This window comes from Maribacter ulvicola, from assembly GCF_900155985.1.
GTDB lineage: Bacteria > Bacteroidota > Bacteroidia > Flavobacteriales > Flavobacteriaceae > Maribacter > Maribacter ulvicola.
Window position 1 is genome coordinate 315,741 of sequence record NZ_FTMA01000002.1, and the last position, 19,079, is coordinate 334,819.

Annotated in this window: 18 protein-coding genes and 1 riboswitch; of the genes, 7 read left to right on the top strand and 11 right to left on the bottom strand. The window is 35.1% G+C overall.

Features of this window, described 5'->3' with window-relative positions; genetic code table 11:
* Positions 1 to 35 precede the first annotated feature (35 nt).
* From BW936_RS10135 to BW936_RS10160, 6 genes are all read right to left on the bottom strand, one after another.
* Positions 36 to 713, bottom strand: a complete 678-nt coding sequence (locus BW936_RS10135) for an NAD-dependent epimerase/dehydratase family protein (protein ID WP_076548272.1) — start codon at positions 711 to 713, stop codon at positions 36 to 38.
* A gap of 142 nt (positions 714 to 855) precedes the next feature.
* Positions 856 to 1,335 carry a DUF4625 domain-containing protein gene (locus BW936_RS10140; RefSeq protein WP_076548273.1) on the bottom strand — a complete coding sequence of 160 codons (480 nt, stop codon included), beginning with the start codon at positions 1,333 to 1,335 and terminating at the stop codon, positions 856 to 858.
* Positions 1,336 to 1,392: 57 nt separating this feature from the next.
* Positions 1,393 to 2,208 carry a DUF4625 domain-containing protein gene (locus BW936_RS10145; protein WP_084182043.1) on the bottom strand — a complete coding sequence of 272 codons (816 nt, stop codon included), beginning with the start codon at positions 2,206 to 2,208 and terminating at the stop codon, positions 1,393 to 1,395.
* Between the two features lie 72 nt (positions 2,209 to 2,280).
* Positions 2,281 to 4,650 (bottom strand): TonB-dependent receptor, encoded by a 2,370-nt coding sequence (locus tag BW936_RS10150; protein WP_076548274.1) that lies wholly within the window; start codon positions 4,648 to 4,650, stop codon positions 2,281 to 2,283.
* 160 nt (positions 4,651 to 4,810) lie between these two features.
* On the bottom strand, positions 4,811 to 5,119 hold the full coding sequence (locus BW936_RS10155) for a hypothetical protein (protein WP_076548275.1): 309 nt from the start codon (positions 5,117 to 5,119) through the stop codon (positions 4,811 to 4,813).
* Positions 5,120 to 5,345: 226 nt separating this feature from the next.
* The gene (locus tag BW936_RS10160) at positions 5,346 to 5,750 is read right to left on the bottom strand and encodes a MerC domain-containing protein (protein ID WP_076548276.1); all 405 of its coding nucleotides are present in this window, start codon (positions 5,748 to 5,750) and stop codon (positions 5,346 to 5,348) included.
* Positions 5,751 to 5,831: 81 nt separating this feature from the next.
* Here BW936_RS10160 and BW936_RS10165 point away from each other — a divergent pair, with 81 nt between their 5' ends.
* The 6 genes from BW936_RS10165 (at position 5,832) to BW936_RS10190 (ending at position 13,057) form a co-directional block, all read left to right on the top strand.
* Complete coding sequence (locus BW936_RS10165; protein WP_076548277.1) at positions 5,832 to 6,212, top strand: Fur family transcriptional regulator; 381 nt, start codon at positions 5,832 to 5,834, stop codon at positions 6,210 to 6,212.
* A gap of 172 nt (positions 6,213 to 6,384) precedes the next feature.
* Positions 6,385 to 6,612 (top strand): hypothetical protein, encoded by a 228-nt coding sequence (locus BW936_RS10170; protein ID WP_076548278.1) that lies wholly within the window; start codon positions 6,385 to 6,387, stop codon positions 6,610 to 6,612.
* Between the two features lie 492 nt (positions 6,613 to 7,104).
* Positions 7,105 to 7,203, top strand: a riboswitch (SAM-I-IV-variant riboswitch).
* Positions 7,204 to 7,255: 52 nt separating this feature from the next.
* Positions 7,256 to 8,557: a Na+/H+ antiporter NhaC family protein gene (locus tag BW936_RS10175; RefSeq protein WP_076548279.1), complete on the top strand. Its 1,302-nt coding sequence runs from the start codon at positions 7,256 to 7,258 to the stop codon at positions 8,555 to 8,557.
* Positions 8,558 to 8,879: 322 nt separating this feature from the next.
* Positions 8,880 to 9,740 (top strand): outer membrane beta-barrel protein, encoded by an 861-nt coding sequence (locus BW936_RS10180; RefSeq protein WP_076548280.1) that lies wholly within the window; start codon positions 8,880 to 8,882, stop codon positions 9,738 to 9,740.
* A 348-nt stretch (positions 9,741 to 10,088) separates the two neighbouring features.
* Positions 10,089 to 12,116, top strand: a complete 2,028-nt coding sequence (locus BW936_RS10185; RefSeq protein WP_076548281.1) for an NADPH-dependent 2,4-dienoyl-CoA reductase — start codon at positions 10,089 to 10,091, stop codon at positions 12,114 to 12,116.
* A 248-nt stretch (positions 12,117 to 12,364) separates the two neighbouring features.
* A complete protein-coding gene (locus BW936_RS10190; protein WP_076548282.1) occupies positions 12,365 to 13,057 on the top strand; it encodes a nitroreductase family protein in 693 nt (230 codons plus the stop codon).
* Between the two features lie 83 nt (positions 13,058 to 13,140).
* Here BW936_RS10190 and BW936_RS10195 read toward each other — a convergent pair whose 3' ends face one another.
* From BW936_RS10195 to hxlB, 5 genes are all read right to left on the bottom strand, one after another.
* Positions 13,141 to 14,532, bottom strand: a complete 1,392-nt coding sequence (locus BW936_RS10195) for an FAD-binding oxidoreductase (RefSeq protein ID WP_076548283.1) — start codon at positions 14,530 to 14,532, stop codon at positions 13,141 to 13,143.
* A gap of 87 nt (positions 14,533 to 14,619) precedes the next feature.
* Positions 14,620 to 15,123, bottom strand: a complete 504-nt coding sequence (locus BW936_RS10200; protein ID WP_076548284.1) for a YybH family protein — start codon at positions 15,121 to 15,123, stop codon at positions 14,620 to 14,622.
* Between the two features lie 135 nt (positions 15,124 to 15,258).
* A complete protein-coding gene (locus tag BW936_RS10205; protein ID WP_076548285.1) occupies positions 15,259 to 16,344 on the bottom strand; it encodes a nickel-binding protein in 1,086 nt (361 codons plus the stop codon).
* Positions 16,345 to 16,636: 292 nt separating this feature from the next.
* Positions 16,637 to 17,266 (bottom strand): 3-hexulose-6-phosphate synthase, encoded by a 630-nt coding sequence (gene hxlA, locus BW936_RS10210; RefSeq protein WP_076548286.1) that lies wholly within the window; start codon positions 17,264 to 17,266, stop codon positions 16,637 to 16,639.
* 43 nt (positions 17,267 to 17,309) lie between these two features.
* Positions 17,310 to 17,894 carry a 6-phospho-3-hexuloisomerase gene (gene hxlB / locus BW936_RS10215; protein ID WP_076548287.1) on the bottom strand — a complete coding sequence of 195 codons (585 nt, stop codon included), beginning with the start codon at positions 17,892 to 17,894 and terminating at the stop codon, positions 17,310 to 17,312.
* 226 nt (positions 17,895 to 18,120) lie between these two features.
* Here hxlB and BW936_RS10220 point away from each other — a divergent pair, with 226 nt between their 5' ends.
* Positions 18,121 to 18,963 (top strand): helix-turn-helix domain-containing protein, encoded by an 843-nt coding sequence (locus BW936_RS10220; RefSeq protein WP_076548406.1) that lies wholly within the window; start codon positions 18,121 to 18,123, stop codon positions 18,961 to 18,963.
* The last annotated feature ends 116 nt before the right edge of the window (positions 18,964 to 19,079 follow it).

Sequence of the window (19,079 nt, forward strand, 5' to 3'; positions counted from 1 at the left end):
AATAATGAATTCAGGCAAATGATAAACGTGTTCTGTTATTCTTTCGTAGCCAAATAATTAATATCTACCCCTTCTAAATACTTTAAATCTTGATTAGCAGCTATTGAATTGATCATAGCCTTACCAAATTTACTACTGGTGGTCACAGATTTTAATTTTTTCATTATTGGATAGAATGGCTTCATTATACTATATATGTATTTGTACCAGCTGGTACCTGAGCTAACATCTCCTTCGGGTAAAAGTGCACCTAGCCTAAACATATAAGCATCTTTAAAACCTTTGTTTAACACATAGTTTTCGGTTTTACCTTTCACTCTTGCCCACATAATTTTTCCTTTTGCGCTAGCGTCTGTTCCTGCTCCCGATACGTAATTAAAAACCATATCAGGATTTGCTGCATAGCAGGTATCCACTAAAGATTTAGTGACGTCATAAGTGTACTTGGTAAACTCCGCTTCATTTTTTCCCACTGATGAAACTCCCATGCAATGAAAACATGCGTCATATTGAGGTAACTCATTTTCCAATGAACTAAAATCAGAAAAATCTAAATGAATAATCTCTTTCAACTTAGGATGCATAATGCCGACGGGTCTTCTATTAATAACTAAAATCTCGGCGATTTTGTCGTTTACCAAGCATTCATTGAGCGTTGAACGACCAACCATACCGGTAGATCCTGTGATGATTACATTTAATCCCTTAGCCATACTACCTTAAATTTAAAGAATTAAGCAAAGTTAAAAAGAAAGAAGAGTCATAAATAACACAATGTTCAGCAATTAGAACACAATAGTTGGGTTGATCAAAAGAGAATCGACAACTATCTTATATTCACTTTTTTTTGATGCGTTATTCCACAATTTTTATGTCAATAGATGTCCTGCTTTGCCAACCGGTGGCATCTGTTACCGAATACGCACAGTGGTAATCGCCCGTATCTATATCATTAGGAATGGTCACCGGAATATTAATTTCATAACTTGTTTTAGACCCTGCAATGGTATAGTTTTCTACAAATATTAAAGGATTTTCAGCTTGTTGTAGTGCTCCTAAATTACAATCTCTTACTTGATCATCATGTGTATGATGGTCAAAATTATGATGAATATCAATACTGTAAGCAGCCAACTGGCTGTTGTCTGTTACCATTGCCCTAAAATTATAGGTCTCGCCTCTGGTCAAAAATGCACAACCTTGGGGAAAACCGGTTGTATAGTTCACGGTAATAGTTGGTTTTTCTTCATCTATTTCTGTGCTATCATCGCTAGAACATGCCGTAATTAATAGTATAAAGGATAAAAAATATAAATATTTAAATGTAGATTTCATAAGATTAGATTTAAAACCACACAGCATGTTGTATGCCGTGCGGTTTTGTTTTATAAATTAAGCAGTAACATCAATATGTGTTTCGTATGCTATGGTGTTGCCATCTTCATCTTCAACCGTAAAAAGTACATGGTATTCTCCTGCCGGAGCAGTAGCAGGAACAACAATATGCTCATGAAATTCAGCCTCAGATGCTTCATGATACCCATCTAAAAATTCCGCCTCAAAATCCCACTCTTCTTCTCCGTCTGCTGGTGTAAGGTCATGTGCATGAATATCAACAGTAATATTATGTATACCATGGGCTGCATCAATCATAAATTCAATATGGAAATCATCTCCTCTAGCTACTGTTTCATCCATTTCAAACCCACTAATGGTAATGGTGTCCATAATTTGAAGATGTCCGTCTACTTCTGTGCTATTCCCCAATTCATCGGTTACCAAAAGTTCAATGTGGTACTCCCCTGCCGGTATATCGGAAGGAACATCTACATGTTCATGGAATTCAGGATTAATTACTAAGTATTTAGCATCTGTAAAAACTTGTTTGAATTCCCAATCTACTTCGCCTTCTCCAGCGGTTACCGCGTCAGAATGAATAGAAAGCGTAATACTACTAACTGTAGCCTCTGCATTAATTTCTGCAGCTAAGTGAAGGTCTGTACCTTTAAAAGCGTAAGCTTCTTCTGATTCATGATCATGATCCTCGCCCTCGTCATGGTGACCTTCACCAAATTCAAAACTGGTAATTTCTGGAGCACTTAACTCCATACTACTGTCATCATCACTACTACACGATTGTAAAAAAAGACCCGCAGAGGCTACGATTGCTAAAAATTTTAAATTTGATTTCATAAAAGTTGTTTTCATGGTGTTTAATTTTAATTTTAATTTGATTACTGATTACTGATTACTGATTACTGATTACTGATTGCTAATTGTTTAAAAAGGTATTGTTAGTGATAATGAGATGTTTCTACCAGCCTCTGGTACGTCTATAAGTCTGTAAAAACTGGTATGATTAAAATATTTGGTATTGAATACGTTGTTCAGTTTCACGCGCATTTTTAGCGGTAAATTATTTTTGAATACCTCAATTTCTGATAAGAGAGACATGTTTAACACTTGATAACCATCGGTTTTTTCTTCTGGCGGAACTATTTCTTCTTGTGCTGCGGTAATTCTATAATCCGCAATCAACTGAGGTTTGTCAAAAAATAGAAGTTTTTCAAATTGGTACCTGGCAGATAACAAACCGGATAAAGGCGGAGAAAATGGTAATGTAAATCCTTTTTTTGGACCACTTGTTTGCGCTGAATACACGTATTCTATAGATGCATCTAATTGCAAGTTTTCAGTAATAGTAGCACGTGTGTTGAGCTCACCTCCAATCCTAAAAACTTCGGCTTGAGTGTATTCATAAATTTGTATGGTTTCGTAATAGTTTGAAGTCGGATTCAGGTAAATATAGTTTTGAAAAATATTTACAAACGGACTAACGCCAATACTAAAATGGTTTTCTGTGTGCTCTACGGATAAATCTAGTTGATACGAAATTTCTGGGTCTACATCTAGATTACCCCTTTCATAACGATACATGTGATAGTTAACTCCGTCCGATGCCAATTCGTTAGCCAATGGCATTCTAAAACTTCTACCCACATTGAGTTTGTAACTGGTTTTATCTTGAATATAACTAAGCCCTAAAGAAGCACTAAGACTTCCAAAATCAAAGGTTTTGTTTTTAGACCTTTGTTGGTGAATATAGGATATGGAACCATCGGCATTATGTACCGTTGAAGGATACCAATCGTAATATGCCTTGGTGTCTATCCTACCAACATCATAACGTAGACCCGCTAAAACATAAAAATTTGAGTTGACTTTAAACTGATCATACGCAAAAACACCCGCTGTAAATCGGTTGTATTCAGGGATTAAAAAACCCCATCCGCCAATATTATTATTTTGGTATTCCGTATTTAGACCAACCACCATATTATGTTGATCAGTAAGATTAAAGGAGTCTCTAAAATTTAAGGAGTAGGTGTTTTTAACGAACAACCGTTCTTTGGTATTCGGTGGCGTAGGCATATATCCGTGCGGTACCGGTTCTGAATGTTCTTCCCTATTGTTATTTTGATAACCAAGGTCTAAATGCAATACATGTTCCCCGGCACTGATAGACGTGTTATTCGTTATTTTAAAGTGATTAACCTTGTGGTATGGAAGGTCAACATCTCTATTTGCGCTATCATAATCTATACTAGAAGTTCGTACTTCTAAACCATGTGCATTGGCAAAGAAGCCATTTTTTGCATTTACATTACTAAAAACGGTTTCAGATTTAAATCCTTCTGTCACATAACCAATACCTAAACTGGCATTGGCTTCATTACCGGCGGTATTTCTTAAATTATTATCATCTAATTTGAAAACATAGTTTTCGTAGTTGATCCTATCTGCAGGTACTTTGTAATCTCCATAATCCCTATAGGTAAGTCTACTACGATAAAACCATTTATCTTTTCTAGAGGTTACACCGGCAGAAACCCCTAGAAGATCATTGTTGCTTTCTCCAATAATATTGACTTCACCCCCAAAAGAATTAGGTAACGGAGTTTGGTTAGGCTGTATATCTACCACACCGGCAATAGCATCTGAACCATATAATAAAGAAGCCGGACCTTTTATAATCTGTATGTTTTCAATACCATGCTGATCAATTTCAAGTCCGTGGTCGTTTCCCCATTGCTGTGCCTCATGCTTTATGCCGTTTTGTACCACGGCAACTCTATTGAAACCTAAACCTCTAATTACTGGTTTAGACTGTCCAGAACCAATATTTATGGTACTTACACCGGCAACTTTACTTAAAGTCTGCATTAAGGTGTTTTCTCTATTCTGATCCAGAAATTCTTTGGAAACCGTTTGAGAAACAATAGGAACCTCCAAAGCTTCCCTTTTTCTGGTCTTTCCGTTTACTTTTACTTCATCAAGAACGGTAGTAGCTTCAATAAGGAAAACCTTTACCTCTTTCATGTTCTGCCCTACTATAACACTAAAGGTTGTTGGTTCACACCCTATATGAGATACCGTAAAGGAGTAGGTACCTTCAATTACATTATTGATGGTGAAAGCGCCAGATGCTGATGAAACAGCGTAAAGATTTTTTCCGAGAATAGTTGCACCCTGCGCCGGTGTTAAGTCTTTTGCGTGTTGCACAATGCCTTTTATTTGAAAAAAATCTTGTGCAAACACGGTTGTACACAGGCTACATAATAGCCCTATAACCAGTATTTTTTGAAACATAATAAAGTACTATAAGAATTAAAAAGTTGTCTTAAGAAAACATGACAAAATCTTTACATTTAGCTTATTTGAAAATAAGTACAGCTGTAACCTCCCGGTCATCTTTATGTGATACGGTAAATGGATTACTTAATTACTAAGCGCAATATGTAAAGAGAACTTATAGCAATGTAGGCGGAGGTCTAGAGAAGAGCGCCATTGAAATAACGGCACTAGTATCAGAATAAGTGTAATTGTTGATTACTTCTGGCGTTATAAAAAGAAACTTCTTTTTTACAGGAAAATCATTGAAATTTGCAGCAATAGTAGGTATTGCACTTTGTGAAATAGCATAGTCACAAATACTACATGCAGCTACTTCATCAACATCATCTGTATGAGACATTGTATGAATACCGGTCAATTTCATGGCTAGAAAAAGAACAAGTAAAACACATGTAATAAGTTGTTTTATAGGACTAGGTTTCATTAGAATGGGAGCAAATTTTAAATAATTCGGAATCAGTTTTAGTTACTTATTTTTTTTTGTCTTAGTAGTTTTAAGAATTTATTTTGTGTGTCAGATTTAGAAAAACATCGATCATATTCATTAGTTGTAGTGGAACTATCTTTATCCTTAATATCCCTAGAAGAGACACATAGGACTTTGCATACTTAAAGAAATAGGATTGTCCTCTATGATGTTTAACTGTTCTTTATTCTTCATTTGCACAACAATTACCTGTAGCACATTTACAGCGATTTCTATTATATAGGTGCAGTATTACCAATGCAATGGCAGGTATATATATGGCAACTTCTGGTATAGGTATTAATTCTAATTTTTCGTTGAGTAGTATTACCGCCAATACAGACCAACTTAGCCAGAGCATTAGTTTAGTCCATTTAAGAGTCGTGTTTTGGGTAGACCATAAAACGGCAAGAAATGAAATTGTCAAGAACAAGTAATCCAAGAATTTCCACCACATTGGTGGTCCGTCACAACAGGTTGCAGCACCAGCTTGGGCTAGAAATAAAAACGGAGTGGCAATGCAATGAACAAGACATAATGAATTAGCAAAGGTTCCTAATAGGTCTGATTTTTGTGTAATTAGTATCATTGAAATAACTATTAATACAACTGAGTTGCAAATGTAAGTATAATATTTGTTAATGCAACAAGGTTGCGTTATATTTGTTATATGGGAGTAATTAGAAAAACTAAAGCAGTAGAAGTTTTGCTTAATGAATTTAACACTAGCACAGTAGCTATTTCTGCAAAAGCATTAATTGAGCAGTTAGGTGATACATTTAACAAGACGACCATTTATCGCGTTTTGGATAAGTTGGAAGATGATGGGGTTCTACACTCTTTTTTAGGAAAGGAAGGCTTAAAATGGTATGCAAAATGTAACGGTTGTACGGCAAAAGAACATAAAGATGTTCATCCTCATTTTCAGTGTCTTGTATGTGGAAAGGTAGATTGTTTATCCATTAATGTAACCATACCTAAAATACCGAATAGGAAAATTGAAATGTCTCAGTTCTTAATACAGGGTAAATGTGAAGATTGTTTTACTTAAAACCCATTATTTATGTCGTAATTATTATTGAAGCAAATCTTGAGTTCTTGCCGTAAATTAAAGGATTGATCAAGATTAAAAATAAACCACATTCAGATATATATTTAGGTACATTAAAAAAATGTTTTTAATGCACAACATACCATTGTAATACATTAAATATTGTATAGCTATGTTTTATGTTTGTTTATTACTAAAGGTGACGGGATCGCATTTACTTTCTCATCATGCAGATGATGTAGATGTTGAGCATTGCCAGGTGCGTCATAGGACCACTGCGTTTAATTTTTCTCTGCTTTTAGAGATACAACCTGTTGTTGTACCACCAACAGAATTTTACATCTGGGAACCAACCATTTCTATTTCCCCTTTAGGTGTAGTCTTAAACCAAAGACACTAATTTAGTAATCTCTTAGCTAGTCCATCTGCATGCTTTTATCTAAGGAATTAATAGCAGACCGATTTGCTTTTTAAGAACCGAATACGGTAAAAACAGCAAGTAATGTTTTGGTTACTGGCTTGTATAATACCTATAATATTCGTGGTATCCCGTAAGCCGATCATTGTCAGGTACGCAACCGTATGCGTACCGGTCAAAACTATTTCTTACCACCCAATATTTCACAGTTAGAACGTATAGAAGTTATAATAGGTCCTTTATCGCTTAGGTTTTCCAGTGCTGATCCAGGCGGTAGATAGCTGAGTTAGTATAAAAATATAGTTCATGACTTCAACTTTATGATTGTTCGTGATTATTAGTTAATAGCAGAAGTTGATTTTATAAAGTTAATTACCTGTAAAAACCCTAATAATTAGTAGGAATTTTTTGTAAATAAATTAACGTTTTTTAAGATTTAGAAGGTCTGTTGATAGTCTAACTTTGCTGCCTTAAAATTGTTATCAAGAATCTCAAAAAAAGGAGATAGCAACCTGCAATAACAAGCAAGGTGCTAAATAGATAAGCCATTTAATTGGAAAAAATGTTAATTCATGATTCTTCTAATTTATAGCTATTTCCTTCTTTTGAATTTGAAGAAAGAGAAATGGAAAAAAATAAAAAAATTACCCCAAAATTTTCAGCTTTATTACCCCTGTTCGTATTTGTATTTACGTTTTTAGGCGTAGGTATCTATCAGAATGACTTTTATGCTCTACCTGCCCCCATAGCAGTGATTGTGGGTATTATATTTGCATTTATATTTTTTAAGCAAACCATTACGGCTAAAATAGATACGTTGTTAAAAGGTTGTGGCGATGACAAAATATTGACCATGTGTCTCATTTATTTGTTGGCAGGTGCATTCGCAGCTATTACCAACGTAACAGGAAGTGTAGATGCTATTGTTAATCTAGGTTTAGATGTTATTGCCATTCAATATATATATGTTGGTATTTTTATTATTGCCGGTTTTTTATCGGTCTCCACAGGAACCTCGGTTGGTGCTATTGTAGCATTGGCGCCAATTGTTATAGGTTTTGCAGATGAAAGTAGCGCTGATCTAGCCATACTATGTGGTGCATTATTAGGCGGTAGTATGTTTGGTGATAATTTATCTATTATTTCAGACACTACCATTGCAGCAACACAATCTTTAGGTTGTAAAATGAGTGATAAATTTAAGCAGAACATAAAGATCGCTGTACCGGCTGCCCTGTTTACAATTGCAATTTTAATTTTTCAAGGTTCAGACTTGGAATCTGACTTAACAGAAAGCGCTGTATACAATTATTCCATTTTAAAAATTATGCCTTATGTATTAGTGATTGTTCTATCTATTGTAGGGGTCAACGTATTTGTAACACTCTTATTAGGTACTATTGCCGCTGGAGTTTTAGGTATTGCTTATGGTGATTTTACATTAATTGAATCAACTAAAATAGCCTACACGGGCTTTACCAATATGACTGAAATATTTCTATTATCATTATTGACCGGAGGCTTAGCTGCTATGGTTAGAAGAAATGGTGGTATTGAATTTATATTAGTGAAAATCAAGAAACTTATTAAAAATAAAAAGTCTGCCCAATTTGGTATTGCCGCTTTAGTTAGTACTATAAATATGGCCATTGCCAACAATACGGTATCAATTATCATTGCCGGTCCCATCGCTAAGACTATAAATGACGAGTATCATTTAGATAATAAAAAGACAGCATCGATATTGGACATTTTTGCTTGTATTTTTCAAGGGGTGTTACCCTATGGGGCACAAGTATTAATGATTTTAAGCTTTTCAAAAGGAAAGATTGATTATTTAGATTTGATTGGTAATACGTGGTATCTACTATTACTGTTCACTTATACTTTACTATTTATTGCATTTAAACGTCAATTGAAAGCTTAAGTTTAGCGGTAAAAAAAGAAGTAGTATCAATTCCTAATTAATTGCATAAAACAAAAATTTTATGCTTTTACCTTGTTTAATTGTTAGTATATGGTGTTAAACTTAAGCACAAACTATAAACAGAGTGTTAAATCATATCCTTGATTGTAAGAACTTTCCTTAAAAAATTAACTTTGATAATCTAAGATAACGGATACTATTTTAAATGAAGTAGGTAGACTTAGAACTGTTGTTAATATTCTGATAATCAGTATATAACAGAATATTTTTTTTGTTTATTAAATAAGTATTTAATCAATTTTCAATTTATAAATCATTAATTATGAAACACTTAATCACTGTGTGTGCAGCTATTTTATGCGGAGCCATTTCTTATGGGCAATGGCAGGTTTCCGCAAGTTCTGGCTATGCCATTGGTAGTGCAACAATGAAATTAGGAGAACGAGTTAATAGCTCTGGTACGGAGAACTCTTATGGTAGCTACGGAGAAGGCGTTAATTTTCAGGTAAGGGGTACATATTTCTTCGATAAAAATTTTGGTGTTGACCTAGGAGTAGGATATTTACACGGATCAGACCAAGATGTATCTGTAGTTAATTTACCAAGTACAGAGGTTGATGCGGTTGCCAGAGCAAGGGCATTTGGTGCTTCTGCATCTATCGTATATAAATTCACCAATAATATATATGGTCGTTTTGGAGCTTTATTGAAATTAGGAGGAAAGACGGAGGGAGTTATTTATCAAAAATCTGTGTTCTCAGAACCAGAGGCAGAAGCGTTGGGCGTGCCAAATGGTTCATTTTCTGAAACCAATTATACCGAAGATTTTCATGGGCAATTTCCTTTAGGTTTTGTAGGTGCACTTGGCTATAAGTATGACCTTGATTCTAATTTCAGTGTTTTTGCAGAAGTGGAGTTTTATGGAATCAGTTTAAAGCGAAAAGATTCTGAAATTTCTGAGTTCAATACAGATGTTAAACTTCCTGACGGTACCGTTGCGGTTAGCGGATTATATACTATTGATAATTTACCGGAAGGTGTCAACAAAAAGACAACATATGTAGATAAACTATCAAATACCAATACAGATACTACTAAAGAACTTTCGCAAAAAGTTCCTTATTCTTCATTTGGTTTAAACATTGGTATTACCTATAAATTCAAAAAGACCAATAAGGAGTAATCTTATCAATTTTTAATATGGAAACCCTATTTAAATTAATAGTTTAATAGGGTTTTTTTAGTTATTTTAGGTATCTAGAATAAGCTGTTTGCTACACTTTAATGGATTGATATGCAAGGTTTTACATTATTTTTTATTGAAATGACTTGTAGTTTATTAAAGTAATTGAACCATGAGGAAGCCTACAATATATAAAGGAAAAACACAATTCAGATTTCAACGTATGCGTCTAAGAATTTATATCTCAATTTTAGGGTAAAAGAATACTGACACACAAATTATTCTGTTTATAAAACGTATATTTAACTATTATGCATGCATAGCAAATGGTATAAAATAATTGGTTAGATGACAAAATACAAACATATTTTTGAACCCTTAGATTTAGGATTCACCACTTTAAAGAACCGGATTTTAATGGGTTCAATGCACACCGGATTAGAAGAGGAAAAAAATGGTTTTGATAAAATTGCCGCTTATTATGCGGAACGGGCAAAAGGTGGCGTAGGATTAATTGTTTCTGGAGGAATTGCCCCCAACTGCCAAGGTTGGACAGCTCCTTTTTCTGCACGGATGAGTACTAATAAGCATGCCAGACATCATAGGACCATTACAGATGCCGTACATAAAGAAGGCGGTAAAATTTGTATGCAAATATTGCATGCTGGGCGGTATGGGTACCACCCATTTGCAGTGGCACCTTCAGCGATAAAATCGCCCATCTCCCCTTTTAAACCTTTTAAACTAAAGAAATCTGGAATTAAACGTACGGTAAAAGACTTTGTCAATTCAGCCAAACTAGCCCAAATTGCGGGTTATGATGGCGTAGAAATTATGGGTTCTGAAGGGTACTTGATCAATCAATTTATAGTAGAACGCACCAATAAACGTACCGATGCCTATGGCAGCAACTACGAAAATAGAATACGTTTACCTATAGAGCTGGTTAGGCAAACCCGTTTAGCGGTGGGCAAATCCTTTATTATTATCTATCGCTTATCTATGTTAGATTTGGTAGAAAAAGGGAGCTCTTGGCAAGAGGTAGTTGCCTTGGGTAAAGAAATAGAGAAAGCTGGCGCTACCATTATAAATACAGGAATTGGTTGGCATGAAGCTCGCATACCCACCATTGCAACATCTGTACCCAGAGCTGCATTTACATGGGTGACTAAGAAAATGAAAGAAGAATTATCTATTCCGTTAATTACCTCTAACAGAATAAATATGCCAGGAACTGCAGAAAAAGTTTTAGCGGAAGGGCATGCGGATATGGTTTCTATGGCGCGACCGTTTTTGGCAGATCCAGAGTGGGTTAATAAGGCAGAAACCAATAGAGCAGATGAAATAAATACATGTATTGGTTGTAACCAAGCATGTTTAGATCACGTTTTTGAACGTAAAGTAGCTAGTTGTTTGGTGAATCCGCGTGCATGTCATGAAACGGAACTGAATTATAATCCAACGGAAATTAAAAAAAGAATAGCTGTTGTAGGAGCCGGTCCTGCAGGTTTGGGAGCATCAACCGTTGCAGCTCAGCGTGGGCATGAGGTTACGCTTTTTGATGCTGAAAATGAAATAGGAGGTCAATTTAACCTTGCAAAACAGATACCTGGTAAAGAAGAATTCTATGAAACCATTCGCTATTTTAATAAACAATTAGAGCTGCATAAAGTAACGGTGAAATTAAATACAAGAGTAACGGCAGAAGACTTGCAAAATGGCAATTTTGATGAAGTTATTGTAGCGACCGGAATAAAACCAAGAACTCCCAAAATTGAAGGTGTTGACCACCCCAAAGTGCTAAATTATATAGATGTTTTAAAGTTTAAAAAAACAGTGGGTAAGCGTGTTGCTGTTATTGGAGCTGGCGGAATCGGTTTTGACGTTTCTGAATATCTTGCACATGAAGGGGAAAGTACAGCTTTAAATATTGATGCATGGCTTAAAGAATGGGGAATTGATAAAAGCTTAGAAGCTAGAAGTGGTATAGAGAATGTACCTTCAAAAATACACCCTTCGCCTAGAGAGATTTTCATGTTTAAGCGTAGTAAGGGGAAGTTTGGTGGCAAACTTGGTAAAACTACAGGTTGGATTCATCGTACTACTTTAAAAAAGAAAAAAGTGCACTTTATCAATGAAGTTCAGTATACTAAAATAGATGATGAAGGCTTACATTACCTACAAAAAGGTGAGCAGAAGTTATTAGCCGTAGATAATATAGTTATTTGTGCAGGACAATTACCATTTAAAGAACTATTAGAACCACTGCAGGCAAAGGGCTTAAAAGTGCATATCATTGGTGGTGCAGATGTGGCTGCAGAATTAGATGCTAAAAGAGCTATAAACCAAGCTTGTAGATTAGCTGCCGAAATTTAAAATAGTGCTAGCTATTAAAAGCATAACCTAGGAATCATTTATTCTTCTGGAGATAAGAATATGAAATACTTATTTTTCATTTTAAACATTTGCCCATAGTATAGTTAAATTTAAATTGTATTGGAATCATAGATATATTTTTAGGGATGTGTTTTAGAAATAATCCTTTAAAGTTGCTGTACAAAATGATACCTTAAAAAAGCAATATCTTTGAGAATAGAAATCTATATTAAAACTATACTTAAATAATGGCTACTGAATCTCATATATCTGTAAACGGACATACGCATGTACTTTATAAAGAAAATGCCTTGTCTCAAGAAGAACTTATAAAACAGAGCGAGGATTTTTATAAGCTTTTAGATGAACGAAGATCGGTAAGAGAATATGCAGATATCCCTGTGCCAAAAGAAGTGATTGAAACTTTAATTAAAACAGCATCTACTGCACCTTCTGGAGCGCATAAACAACCATGGACCTTCTGCGCGGTATCTAACTCTGTACTAAAAACAAAGATTAGAGCAGCTGCAGAAGCGGAAGAGAAAGAAAGCTATGAAAGTAGAATGAGTGAACGTTGGAAAAAAGATTTGGAACCTATGGGAACCAATATGTACAAGCCCTTTTTAGAAGATGCACCTTGGCTTATAATCATTTTCAAAAAAGTACATGATTTGGATGCTGATGGCAAAAAAGTAAATAATTACTATGTAAACGAATCTGTAGGTATTGCTGCAGGAATGTTGATTACAGCGATACACAATGCAGGTTTAGTTACCCTAACCCATACTCCTAGTCCTATGAACTTTCTAGCAAAGCTATTGGGGCGACCAAGTAATGAACGCGCATTTCTATTGTTACCAGTTGGGTATCCAAAGGCACCAACATATGTACCAGATATAGAAAGAAAACCATTAAATGAGGTTTCTGAGTTCTACGAGTAATACTTTAAGTAAAAATATTTTAAATCCTATCTAATAATTATTTAGATAGGATTTTTATGCTCATTAGTAAGTAGTTTTTTGAACTAGGTAGATGGTTTTATATTCTGATTTACTTGAAATAAATTCTGAGGGTCATAACTATTTTTGATTTTAACCAGCCTCTTGTAATTGTGTTTATAACTGGCCTTAATTCTATCTTGACCTTCATTCATCATAAAATTAGCATATGCACCACCGGCAGAAAAAGGATGTAACGCCTCTTGGTATGCTTTGCACCATTCAGTTATCTCTGTAGCTTTATTAGGATCAGGAGATACACCAATGAAAACCCCGGCATATTTAGCATTTCTATATGCCCACGGCGTATCTTCAGCGCCTACTCTACTTGCTGCTCCCGTAATGGGGTACAAATGCATTTGTGATAAAGGTGTTGGTATTTTAGAGCCGTATTTTAAATGTTTAGCACGAATTTCAGGCGTTAAATCATTGAAAAAATCGGCACGCCAGTACCACTGTAGCCCTGGGGGTAATAAACCATCAAACATGCCTTGTAAGCTTGGGTAGGGCATTTCGCCAACATGGGCAAAAACAGGATCTAAATCTAAAACAGGTTTAAAGATATCTGCGAATTTATCTGGGTCACCGGTATAACACCAAACTATAGCACAAAATTTCTTATGGTGTAATTCCGCAGGAAAAGGAGATTCAGGTATTATCATTGTTGCAATGAAGCCGTTGAGATCTTCAGATACATCGTGTATGAAAGTGTCGTACCATTCCATGATTTCTTCTACTTTTTCTATAGGCCATAAGGTTGGACCTCCAGTAATCATTTTTACAGGATGGGCTTGAAAGGTAAAAGAAGTAACCACTCCAAAATTACCGCCACCGCCACGTATGGCCCAAAACAAATCTGTATGCTTAGTGGCATTTACAGTTACGAAATATCCATCTGCTAAAACCATTTCAGCTTCAATAAGGTTATCTATGGTAAGTCCGTACTTTCTAGATAAATAGCCCACGCCACCACCAAGCGTTAGGCCGCCAACACCGGTGCTAGAAATCATACCAGAAGGTATTGCCAGACCAAATTCATGTGTAGCGCTATCAACTTCGCTCCATAGGTTACCACCACCCACTTTTACTGTATTATTAGTAGCATTAACATCAACGAACTTAATACCTGAAAGGTCAATTACTAAACCATCATTGCACAGGCCTAACCCAGCTCCATTATGACCACCACCTCTTACAGCAACTAACAAATTGTTATCTCGCCCAAAGTTAACAGCAGCGACTACATCATCAGCATTTTTGCAAAGAGCGAATAGTCCGGGGTGTTTATCAATCATTGCATTATACACTTTTCGGGTCTCATCATAACTGGCGCTTGAAGGCAAAACAATGCTTCCTTTTAAAAGCTTTTTAAATTCATTGATGTGGTTTGATGGTATTTCAGCAACTGTATTTTTCATTTTATATAAATTTAAATCTAAACTTTAAATAATATAATTTAATGTATTGATATAAAGTAATTAGAAGATATTATGAATAATCCATTTTTATAATTTATTTAATGGCGAATGGTGTTCATGAACCATTTTCCAACCATCTGTTGTTCTAACAAACAACAAAGTTATTTGGTCATTTACTATTACTACATCTTCACCAAACTTCAACTCAAAGTCTGAATGAAATGTTAGGTTAGCAACATCACCATACACCGCTATTTGCAAATCTTTAGCATCGAATTTTACCACTTCGGTTACAGAACCGAAAACTGTACGTTCATGAGCTTCATTTGCCGTATCTCCATTTCGTGGTTCACCGTTCTTGAATTCTGTAAACTTTGGGCCATAGGCATGAAAGGATATCAACTTATCCAAATTGCCATCTTTTATACTTTGAGCTATAGCTCCAAAAGTTTCTAATACCTCTTGTTTTGCCTCGGGAAATTCTTCGTTTATTAAATCAATTTTTGCATCGTGAGATACTGTTTCTGCCGAAAAACCTGTCAATAAAATACCCGAAATCATTAATACTACTAATGTCCATTTTGTCTTCATAATTAAAATCTTTATTTGGTTCTCAACAAAACTAGCACAGAAGTATATGTTCAGATTCCATTTTTAGACCAAATAAAAGCACTTTTGGATCACTAAGTAATTACGTGTAATAACCTGTATTACATTGTTTTATTTTTAAAATATATAGCTAGATGGCTGAATTCCGTATTTTTTAAAGAAACATTTAGAAAAATAAGCAGGACTATTAAATCCTGTAGAATAAGCAATTTCAGAAATGTTGGTATCTTGTTTTCGTAATAAAGCTAAAGCTTTATCTAATCGATAGTCTCGTAAATACGTGTTGGGAGATTTTCCGACTAAATCCATCATCGTTCTATAAAATTTTGACTTACTGTAACCTAAATTTTCTTCAAAATCATTTACGGTAGTAATAGAATGAGACCAAATTTTCGCTGTAATATTCATGAGAGACATTAGAAATTCCTCATCCTTAGATTTTACAACAACTATGGAATCGCTGTGTATAGGTTTATTTTGATTTTCACTTTCATAGAGGTCATTTACAGCCTTGGTTATTGAGAAATTACCTTTAGAAATGTCACTTAAACAATCTGATGTCCTGATAGTGTCCTCGAAAATTTCGTCTTTATTGGTTACCGGTATGCCAGCGCTCATGCCAATTTTAAACTCCAGATCAGGGGTGACAATAATATTGTGGCTTTGAATAATTTCTGTGGCGCAATGAATACCGTCACTAACCGAGGCAAAAGACACTAGAAATAAATTAGTTTCATGGCGAACCAAGCCACCATTATATTTAGCTATTAATGTTTTTATTGCAGTAGTATATCCTCTAATTGCTGCCTGAAGTGTAGTAATATCTTTAGTTCGTAAGCTTTTGTTTTTTATTTTAAGTATCATTAACGTTCTAAAAGCGGGGTCGTTTATTATGTTTAGACTATCGTCTTTAGATTTTTCAGGATCTTCAATTCGACCAAGAAACGATTCTACAATAGTATCGTTAACCTCAATAATTCGGGTAGGAACGGCACCATGCGCATTTTCATGTAACTCGATAAGCGCTTCTTTACTTGGAGCTTCAATTAGGCAAAAGGCAGTTTTTCTTATCTCATCGCACCAATAAGTGAGTCCGCGGCAACCATATTCATGTTCAATATCTAAATCAGCTTTATGCATTTTGGCAACATGTGCAGCGGTAACTCCATCAGGTAGGTCGTGTAAATCTAGAAATAAAGGCATCCTCTTTGTTTTAGTGTAATACTTACATGGTTCAACTAACAAGAATGATATATGTCGTTCTTGCTATTTTGTATGCACCAATTCTATTTAAGGGGAATGTTTTGAAATTACGTAATTTCTAAGAAGTAATGGTAGTTAAAGGTGTAAATATTTGATTATCTATAATTTAGATTTATTTGAGCCTAATTCCATTAGGCTATTGATATATAACTAATGCTATAAAACAACAAATCCCCATTCGAAAATGGGGATTTAAGTTGCGGTAAAAGTGCAACTATCGCCTTCTACCTACTTATGCCATAGCCAATTCCTGTAATTCCTTGGCTGCATTAGCAGGATCTTTTGCACCATAGATAGCTGCACCAGCTACTGCAACCGTTACGCCAGATTTTTTAACTGCGGTAATACTGCTTAAATTAACACCACCGGCAATCGAAACTGCCACTCCTGCCCTTGTTGCTTCATCAATTAATACTTGTATTGAGTAACCGTCTTCTGCCTGCTCATCTAAACCAGCATGTAATTCCACAAACTCCGCTCCTAGAGCAATGGCTTCTTGCGCGCGTTTTACTCTATCTTTTACTCCGATTGTATCTACAACCACACCTTTACCATGTTCTTTTGCAGCCTTAACAGCACCTGCAATGGTTGAATCTCCTGTTGCGCCCAACACTGTAATGTAATCTGCGCCAGCACCAAAAGCCATATTTGCTTCCAGCTCACCAGCATCAGCAGTTTTAAAATCTGCTAGTACCAATTTATCAGGAAAAGCATCTTTCATTTTTCTAATTCCCGTTAAACCTTCACTTTTAATAAGTGGAGTACCCAATTCGATAATATCAATGTAAGGAGCCACTTTTGTTGCTAATGCAATTGCGTCATCAATGTTTAATAAATCTATTGCTACTTGTAATTTTGCCATAATATTCTATTTTAATTGTTTTATTTATTTTTTAATGGTATTCCTATTCCATATTTGCGTGGCGTTTCCATAGTTCTGCTGCGGTACTGCCATCCAGATCCCAAAGGGTTTGTATCAATGCATCAAAACTTAAAAGCAACGATTGTTCAAAAAGGCTTCCTGCATATTGTTTGGATACATTCTCATCTCTTGCCTGTTTTTGTGCTGCGGGTATTACTATGGTATAATTTGCTAAAGTTGCCAAATTAGAAGTGTTGTCCGTTGTAAAACAGATGACATCTGCCCCAACATTTTTGGCAGTTTCAGCAGCTCTTACAATTCCGCTTGTTGTACCCGATCCAGATCCAGCAATCAATACATCTCCTTCTGCAATTGCCGGTGCCGTGGTTTCACCAACAACATGAACTTGATATCCTAAATGCATCAATCTCATCGCAGAAGCTTTCATCATCAACCCCGTTCTACCAGCTCCCATTACAAAAATGTGTTTAGCATTGTTTATCGTGGGAATCAATTTCGCTAATTGATTATAGTTAATGGAATGAATCAGTTTTATATGCTCATTGATAATAGTGCTCATAGCACTTTCTATTAATTGTGATTCTTTATTTTTAAGGATGTCTTCCATAATTATTCCGGCTTATCTTACTGCATGTCATTAGTCAGGTACAAAGTTATAGCTGTAATTGTTCGGATAATGTTACTATTTGACAGATGTGTGGTACAATTTGCCCATAGCGCAATAATCATTGGTGTTATTTTCTATTTTTGTGGTACATTTTGGAAATATCGAAGTTTTGGCTTGTAATTTATGCTCGCTAAAACCGACTGTGGAATTGTTTAAAAATAGAATTATGTTGAGTGATAAAGTATTATACATAAAAGATTTAGGTAACTGTCCCCCGGCCTATTTGAATGATCCTGCAAGAAGAGATTTCTTTGAAATTGTATGGTTGGTCAATGAGGATGCGCTACATGAGCCACAACACGATTTTCAGACATTAAAAGGAGATTGGATTTATCTGATTCCCCCATATAGAGTTCACCAACTAAACAAAGCGGGTAAGAACGGAGTCTTAATTTCTTTTAAGCAAGAACTGTTGGAAGGTGATTTAAAAGAATTTCTGATGGATGTTTTTAGAATGTTCAATATACAAGGAGAATTTTCTTGCCTACAGGTAAATGAAGAAACCTCTAAAGGTTTGGCAACTGTTTTACAATTATTGAAAGATGATTATAATAAGGAAACGGTAAACCTGATTATGATAAAAGCATTGTTAAAAGTATTTCTATTAAAGTTAATTCATTTAAAAGAGCAGCATTTTACATTACAGGATATTAATGAAAAACGAGTGTATGAGTTTATGCTGTTGCTAGAGAACAACTACAAAGAAGAGCGAAATGCCAAGTTTTATGCGGAACAATTGGGTATTAGCGCCAAACGTTTGAATCAAATCTTAAAAGAAAAATTAGATAAAACTGGAGTACAATTAATTCATGATCGCTTAATTCTAGAGGCAAAACGGCAAATTATTCATAGTGAGAATACCATTAAGGAAATTGCTTATAATCTAGATTTTAAAGATCACTCCTATTTTAGTCGTTTCTTTAAGCAGCATGCAGAACAAACTCCGCAAGAATTTCAGAACAAGGTGAAAGAGCATGTTATCTTGCACGATAATACCTTGTATAATTAAGAAGCAGTTCTTAAAAACAAAGTACAAATATTGTGCTTGCGTTTTTCACAGTAGTTTGCCGACCTAAATTTAATGATTTGACAAAATAAGAGCTATATGAGGATAAATATTAAAGT

Excerpts from the sequence above, each read along its gene's own strand:
- BW936_RS10220 (WP_076548406.1), top strand. The coding sequence starts at position 18,121 with ATGTTGAGTGATAAAGTATTATACATAAAAGATTTAGGTAACTGTCCC.
- BW936_RS10165 (WP_076548277.1), top strand. The coding sequence starts at position 5,832 with ATGGGAGTAATTAGAAAAACTAAAGCAGTAGAAGTTTTGCTTAATGAA.
- BW936_RS10205 (WP_076548285.1), bottom strand. The coding sequence starts at position 16,344 with ATGCCTTTATTTCTAGATTTACACGACCTACCTGATGGAGTTACCGCT.
- BW936_RS10150 (WP_076548274.1), bottom strand. The coding sequence starts at position 4,650 with ATGTTTCAAAAAATACTGGTTATAGGGCTATTATGTAGCCTGTGTACA.
- BW936_RS10175 (WP_076548279.1), top strand. The coding sequence starts at position 7,256 with ATGGAAAAAAATAAAAAAATTACCCCAAAATTTTCAGCTTTATTACCC.
- BW936_RS10145 (WP_084182043.1), bottom strand. The coding sequence starts at position 2,208 with ATGAAAACAACTTTTATGAAATCAAATTTAAAATTTTTAGCAATCGTA.
- BW936_RS10195 (WP_076548283.1), bottom strand. The coding sequence starts at position 14,532 with ATGAAAAATACAGTTGCTGAAATACCATCAAACCACATCAATGAATTT.
- BW936_RS10140 (WP_076548273.1), bottom strand. The coding sequence starts at position 1,335 with ATGAAATCTACATTTAAATATTTATATTTTTTATCCTTTATACTATTA.
- BW936_RS10170 (WP_076548278.1), top strand. The coding sequence starts at position 6,385 with ATGTTTTATGTTTGTTTATTACTAAAGGTGACGGGATCGCATTTACTT.
- hxlA (WP_076548286.1), bottom strand. The coding sequence starts at position 17,266 with ATGGCAAAATTACAAGTAGCAATAGATTTATTAAACATTGATGACGCA.
- BW936_RS10160 (WP_076548276.1), bottom strand. The coding sequence starts at position 5,750 with ATGATACTAATTACACAAAAATCAGACCTATTAGGAACCTTTGCTAAT.
- BW936_RS10200 (WP_076548284.1), bottom strand. The coding sequence starts at position 15,123 with ATGAAGACAAAATGGACATTAGTAGTATTAATGATTTCGGGTATTTTA.
- BW936_RS10135 (WP_076548272.1), bottom strand. The coding sequence starts at position 713 with ATGGCTAAGGGATTAAATGTAATCATCACAGGATCTACCGGTATGGTT.
- BW936_RS10190 (WP_076548282.1), top strand. The coding sequence starts at position 12,365 with ATGGCTACTGAATCTCATATATCTGTAAACGGACATACGCATGTACTT.
- BW936_RS10180 (WP_076548280.1), top strand. The coding sequence starts at position 8,880 with ATGAAACACTTAATCACTGTGTGTGCAGCTATTTTATGCGGAGCCATT.
- BW936_RS10185 (WP_076548281.1), top strand. The coding sequence starts at position 10,089 with ATGACAAAATACAAACATATTTTTGAACCCTTAGATTTAGGATTCACC.
- BW936_RS10155 (WP_076548275.1), bottom strand. The coding sequence starts at position 5,119 with ATGAAACCTAGTCCTATAAAACAACTTATTACATGTGTTTTACTTGTT.
- hxlB (WP_076548287.1), bottom strand. The coding sequence starts at position 17,894 with ATGGAAGACATCCTTAAAAATAAAGAATCACAATTAATAGAAAGTGCT.